A 4,416-nucleotide genomic window follows, 5' to 3' on the forward strand; every position below is an offset into this window, starting at 1 on the left:
CCTGCTGGGCCAGCCGCTGGAGCGCGACTGGCGCGGTGCACGCATCGGCTGGCTGGGTGACCTAGGTGGCCATTTGCCCACCGAGCCTGGCGTGCTGGCCACCTGCGAGCTCGCGCTGGAGCACTTTCGCACCGTGGGCTGCACAGTGGAGGCCGTGGTGCCCGCGTTCGACCTGAAGCAGCTATGGAACGCCTGGATCGATCTGCGCAGCTTCAGCGTGGCAGGGGCCAATGCGGCCCTGTATCGCAACCCGGCCACGCATGCACTGCTGAAGTCCGAGGCGGTGTGGGAGATCGAGCGTGGCATGCGCCTCACGGCCCTGCAGGTGTACGACGCGGCCCGCGTGCGCAGCGCGTGGTACCAGGTGCTGCGCGGCCTGTTCGAGCAATTCGATTTTCTGGTGTTGCCCGCTGCCCAGGTCTTCCCGTTCGATGCCGGGCTGGACTGGCCCCACGAGGTCGGCGGCTGCACCATGGACACCTACCACCGCTGGATGGAGACCGTGGTGCCCGCCACCATGGCCGGCCTGCCCGCGCTGGCAGCCCCCGCAGGTTTTGGCCCCGGCGGCCTGCCTGCGGGGCTGCAGATCATCGGCCCGGCACAGTCTGACGCCGCCGTGCTGCAGATCGGCCATGCCTACGACCAGGCCAGTGGGTACGCGCGCCAGCGCAGCCCCTTGCTGGGGTGACCTGGGCCTCGCTGCTCGCCATTCCGTCACCACCGTGAACCCCCGCTACCCCCCCGCTTTTGTCAACGTGCTTTCAGGAGAGCTTCACCATGCTGCGTTCCCGCTTCGTATCGAGTCTTCTGCTCAGCGCACTGGTGCTGGGCGCGCCCGGCCTGGCGCAGGCACAGACTTACCCCGACCGGCCCATCAAGCTGGTCGTGCCTTTTGCCCCAGGCGGAGCCACCGACATCCTGGGACGTTTGCTGGCCACGGCCCTGGGGGAGCGTCTGGGGCAGCCCATGGTGGTCGAGAACCGGCCCGGCGCGGGCACCGTGGTGGCGGCGTCCATGGTGGCCAAGGCGCCCGCTGACGGGTACACGCTGCTGCTCGGGTCCAACACCACGCTCACCATGAACCCGGCCATCCGCACCAACCTGCCGTACGACCCCGTCAAGAGCTTCACCCCCCTGGCCCTGGTGGCCGACATGGGGCTGCTGCTGGTGGCCCACAACGACACCCCGGGGCAGTCGCTCAAGGACATCGTGGCCCAGGCCAAGGCCGCGCCGGACAAGTTCTCGTACGGCTCCTATGGCACGGGCTCGTCGGTGCACTTTGGCGCCGAGATGCTCAAGACCACCGCAGGTTTTCCGATGATGCATGTGCCTTTCAACGGCAGCTCGCCCAGTCTCACGGCGCTGATGGGCGGGCAGGTGCAACTGGCGGTGGACACCGTGGTGGCATCCACCCCGCTCATCAAGTCCGGCAAGATCAAGGCGATTGCGGCGCTCAGCCCGCAGCGCCTGGCCCTGCTGCCCAACGTGCCCACGGTGGCCGAAAGCGGCTACCCCGGCTTTGACATGGGTTCCTGGTTTGCCTTTGTGGGGCCCGCAGGGCTGCCCGCACCCGTGCAGAAAAAGCTGGAAAAGGCCCTGGCCGAGACCATGGCCTCGGCGGAGTTCAAGAAGAAGATGGTGGACATCGGCCTGACGCCGCTGGGTGGCAATGGCGACGCGCTGCGCGCGCGCATTGAGCGCGAGCTGCCACTGATGCGCGCCGTGGCGGCACGGGCGGATATCCGGGTGGATTGACGGTCCGCGCTGAAAAGGGCTACCCGGCCCGTCAGCGCAACCCGATGGGATTCAGCGCGTCCGCTTGACCGGAATACACAGCCAGCACGGAAAGCGCCCCGTGGCCGGGTCCACCGCAAAGTCCTCGTCGTAGATCTCCAGCGCAGCGCGGGGCTCCCATTCCCAGCCGTCGGGGATCTGGCCCGGCGTGCCCATCTGCGCCCAGGCGGCGGCAATCTCGGGTCCCGTGCCCACAAAGTGCATGCAGGCGTAGTCGCCGCCTTCGTAGTCCATCACCTGCACATCGGGCCCGGTGCGCAGGCCCACGCCAATCTGCACCGCTGCGTCATAGCGGCACTGCTCGGGCGGCGTGCAGGCCGGGTCGTCGTGGCTGAAGCCATAGAACTTGGGGCGCGGATCATCCAGCCGATGGGCGGCACACCAGCTGCCAAAACGCTCCCACAACTCGGTCAGGCCCGGGTGGCCGTAGGCGCCGGTGTGGCGCATGGTGGCAAGGCGCATGCGGGGCAGGGTGCGGAGGGTCAGGGTCATGGCGGGCGGGGCTATGGCGGTGGAGGGAAAACCCAGTTTAGAGCCTGTCGGACGGACACCGCATGAATCCTGCGCCGCAATTGGCGACAATGCACGGTTTGTTGCCAACCACTTCTGTCCACGCCATGCAATTTGCCGACCGCCTGAACAACGTAGAAACCTCCGCCATTCGCGAGCTTTTCAAGCTGCTGGGCAAGCCCGGCATCATCAGCTTTGCGGGTGGCTTTCCGGACAGCGCGATGTTTGACGTGGAAGGCATCCGCGCAGCCAGCAACGCCGCCCTGGCCGAAGAGCCCGGCGCAGCATTGCAATATGGCGCCACCGAGGGCTACAACCCGCTGCGCGAGCAACTGGCCGCCTTCATGACCAGCAAGGGCGCCAAGGATGTCGCGGCCGACAACCTCATCGTCACCACCGGCAGCCAGCAGGCGCTGGATCTGCTGGGCAAGACCCTCATCAGCCCCGGCGACAAGGTGATTGTGGAAGGCCCGACCTTCCTCGCCACCATCCAGTGCTTTCGCCTGTACGGCGCCGAACTCATCAGCGCGCCCATCGACGGCAACGGCGTGAAGACCGACGAGCTGGAAAAGCTCATCGCCGAACACAAGCCGAAATTCGTTTACCTGATCCCCACCTTCGGCAACCCCAGCGGCGCCATGCTGAGCCTGGAGCGCCGCAAGGCCGTGCTGGAGATGGCCGTGAAGCACAACACCCTGATCGTCGAGGACGACCCCTACGGCGATCTGTACTTTGGCGACGCGCCGCCACCCAGCCTGCTCAACCTGTCGGCCACCGTGCCCGGCAGCCGCGATCTGCTGGTGCACTGCGGCAGCTTGAGCAAGGTGCTGTCGCCCGGCCTGCGCGTGGGCTGGATGATTGCCCCGGCTGAACTGCTGGGCAAGGCCACCATGTGCAAGCAGTTCAGCGATGCACACACCAGCACCTTTGCGCAGGCCACGGCCGCGCAGTACCTCAAGGCCGGCCGCATGCCCGGCACGCTGGCCCATGTGCGCAAGGTGTACGCCGAGCGCGCCCAGGCCATGGGCGATGCGCTGCGCAAGGAGCTGGGCGATGCCATCGAGTTTGTGCAGCCCCAGGGCGGCCTGTTCGTGTGGGCGCGCCTCACGGGTGCGGGCGGCAAGGTGGCCGACGGCAATGTGCTGGCCAAGCGCGCGATTGAAAAGGGCGTGGCCTTTGTGCCCGGCACGCCGTTCTTCTGCGCCAACCCCGACCACGCCACCTTCCGCCTGTCGTTCGCGACGGCCGATGTGGACAAGATCCGCGAAGGCGTCGCGCGCCTGGGCCAGGCGATCTAACGCCTCCATGTCCGACACCAACGATCTCGCCAACGTTCTCCAGCGCCTCGAAAGCCTGGAGATCAAGGCCAGCTTTACCGAAGACCTGCTGGACCAGCTGAACATGACCATCTACCAGCAGCAGCAACTGATCGATCGGTTGACGCACGAGGTCATCCAGCTGCGCCAGCAGGCGCCCGAAGGCGGCTCGAACGGCCCGCGCAACCTGCGCGACGAGCTGCCGCCGCATTACTGATCTAGAGATCTAGGCTTTCACGGACCGCCAGGCTGCGTCCGCCAGTTCTGTGCGGTAGGTGGTGGGTGACGGCAGGCAGCCCTGGGCAGCGTTGCCCGACAGCCAGGCCCTGCAATAGCTCTGCACCGGCCCCATCACCAGCGATGGCATCAGCTCGCACGGCAGGTCGCGCAGCGCGCCGGATCGGCGGTGCGGCTCGAACCAGGCCACCAGCGCCTGGTTGCGGCGCCGTGCGGCCTCGGCCAGGTCGGGCGTGCGCGGGCCCGCTGCCACTGCGCTGCGCGCCTGGAACATGAACCGCGCCCGTTCGGGCTGCGCCACCACCCAATCCAGGTAGCCCGTGACCAGGGCCAACACGCCCGCCTCCACGCCCTGGGCGGCATCGAGGTGCGCCTGCACGCTGCGCGACTGGTCGTGAAAGATCTCGAAGAACAGCGCTGCCACGATGCCGTCGCGGTTGCCAAAGTGGTGATAGATGCTGCCCACGCTGGCCCCGCAGCGCGCCGGATCGGCGGTGCGGCTCGAACCAGGCCACCAGCGCCTGGTTGCGGCGCCGTGCGGCCTCGGCCAGGTCGGGCG

6 protein-coding genes are annotated in these 4,416 nt (G+C 67.7%); 4 read left to right on the forward strand and 2 right to left on the reverse strand.

The features are described 5' to 3' along the window. A partial coding sequence (locus DBR23_RS30980) for an amidase family protein (RefSeq protein WP_255581762.1) occupies window positions 1-688 on the forward strand: 688 nt, incomplete at its 5' end. An 89-nt stretch (window positions 689-777) separates the two neighbouring features. Continuing rightward, complete coding sequence (locus tag DBR23_RS18020; protein ID WP_108499136.1) at window positions 778-1,755, forward strand: tripartite tricarboxylate transporter substrate binding protein; 978 nt, start codon at window positions 778-780, stop codon at window positions 1,753-1,755. Between the two features lie 51 nt (window positions 1,756-1,806). On the opposite strand, the gene DBR23_RS18025 is transcribed toward DBR23_RS18020, so the two are convergent. Beyond that, window positions 1,807-2,286 (reverse strand): GyrI-like domain-containing protein, encoded by a 480-nt coding sequence (locus DBR23_RS18025; protein WP_108499137.1) that lies wholly within the window; start codon window positions 2,284-2,286, stop codon window positions 1,807-1,809. A 125-nt stretch (window positions 2,287-2,411) separates the two neighbouring features. Here DBR23_RS18025 and DBR23_RS18030 point away from each other — a divergent pair, with 125 nt between their 5' ends. Further along, complete coding sequence (locus DBR23_RS18030) at window positions 2,412-3,602, forward strand: PLP-dependent aminotransferase family protein (protein WP_056064292.1); 1,191 nt, start codon at window positions 2,412-2,414, stop codon at window positions 3,600-3,602. A gap of 7 nt (window positions 3,603-3,609) precedes the next feature. Continuing rightward, a complete protein-coding gene (locus DBR23_RS18035) occupies window positions 3,610-3,837 on the forward strand; it encodes a SlyX family protein (RefSeq protein ID WP_008906148.1) in 228 nt (75 codons plus the stop codon). 9 nt (window positions 3,838-3,846) lie between these two features. Here DBR23_RS18035 and DBR23_RS18040 read toward each other — a convergent pair. After that, a partial coding sequence (locus DBR23_RS18040) for a TetR/AcrR family transcriptional regulator (RefSeq protein ID WP_233250540.1) occupies window positions 3,847-4,416 on the reverse strand: 570 nt, incomplete at its 5' end.

Origin of the sequence: Acidovorax sp. HMWF018 (assembly GCF_003061035.1) — a bacterium.
Classification (GTDB): domain Bacteria; phylum Pseudomonadota; class Gammaproteobacteria; order Burkholderiales; family Burkholderiaceae_C; genus Acidovorax; species Acidovorax delafieldii.

Excerpts from the sequence above, each read along its gene's own strand:
- DBR23_RS18020 (WP_108499136.1), top strand. The coding sequence starts at position 778 with ATGCTGCGTTCCCGCTTCGTATCGAGTCTTCTGCTCAGCGCACTGGTG.
- DBR23_RS18025 (WP_108499137.1), bottom strand. The coding sequence starts at position 2,286 with ATGACCCTGACCCTCCGCACCCTGCCCCGCATGCGCCTTGCCACCATG.
- DBR23_RS18035 (WP_008906148.1), top strand. The coding sequence starts at position 3,610 with ATGTCCGACACCAACGATCTCGCCAACGTTCTCCAGCGCCTCGAAAGC.
- DBR23_RS18030 (WP_056064292.1), top strand. The coding sequence starts at position 2,412 with ATGCAATTTGCCGACCGCCTGAACAACGTAGAAACCTCCGCCATTCGC.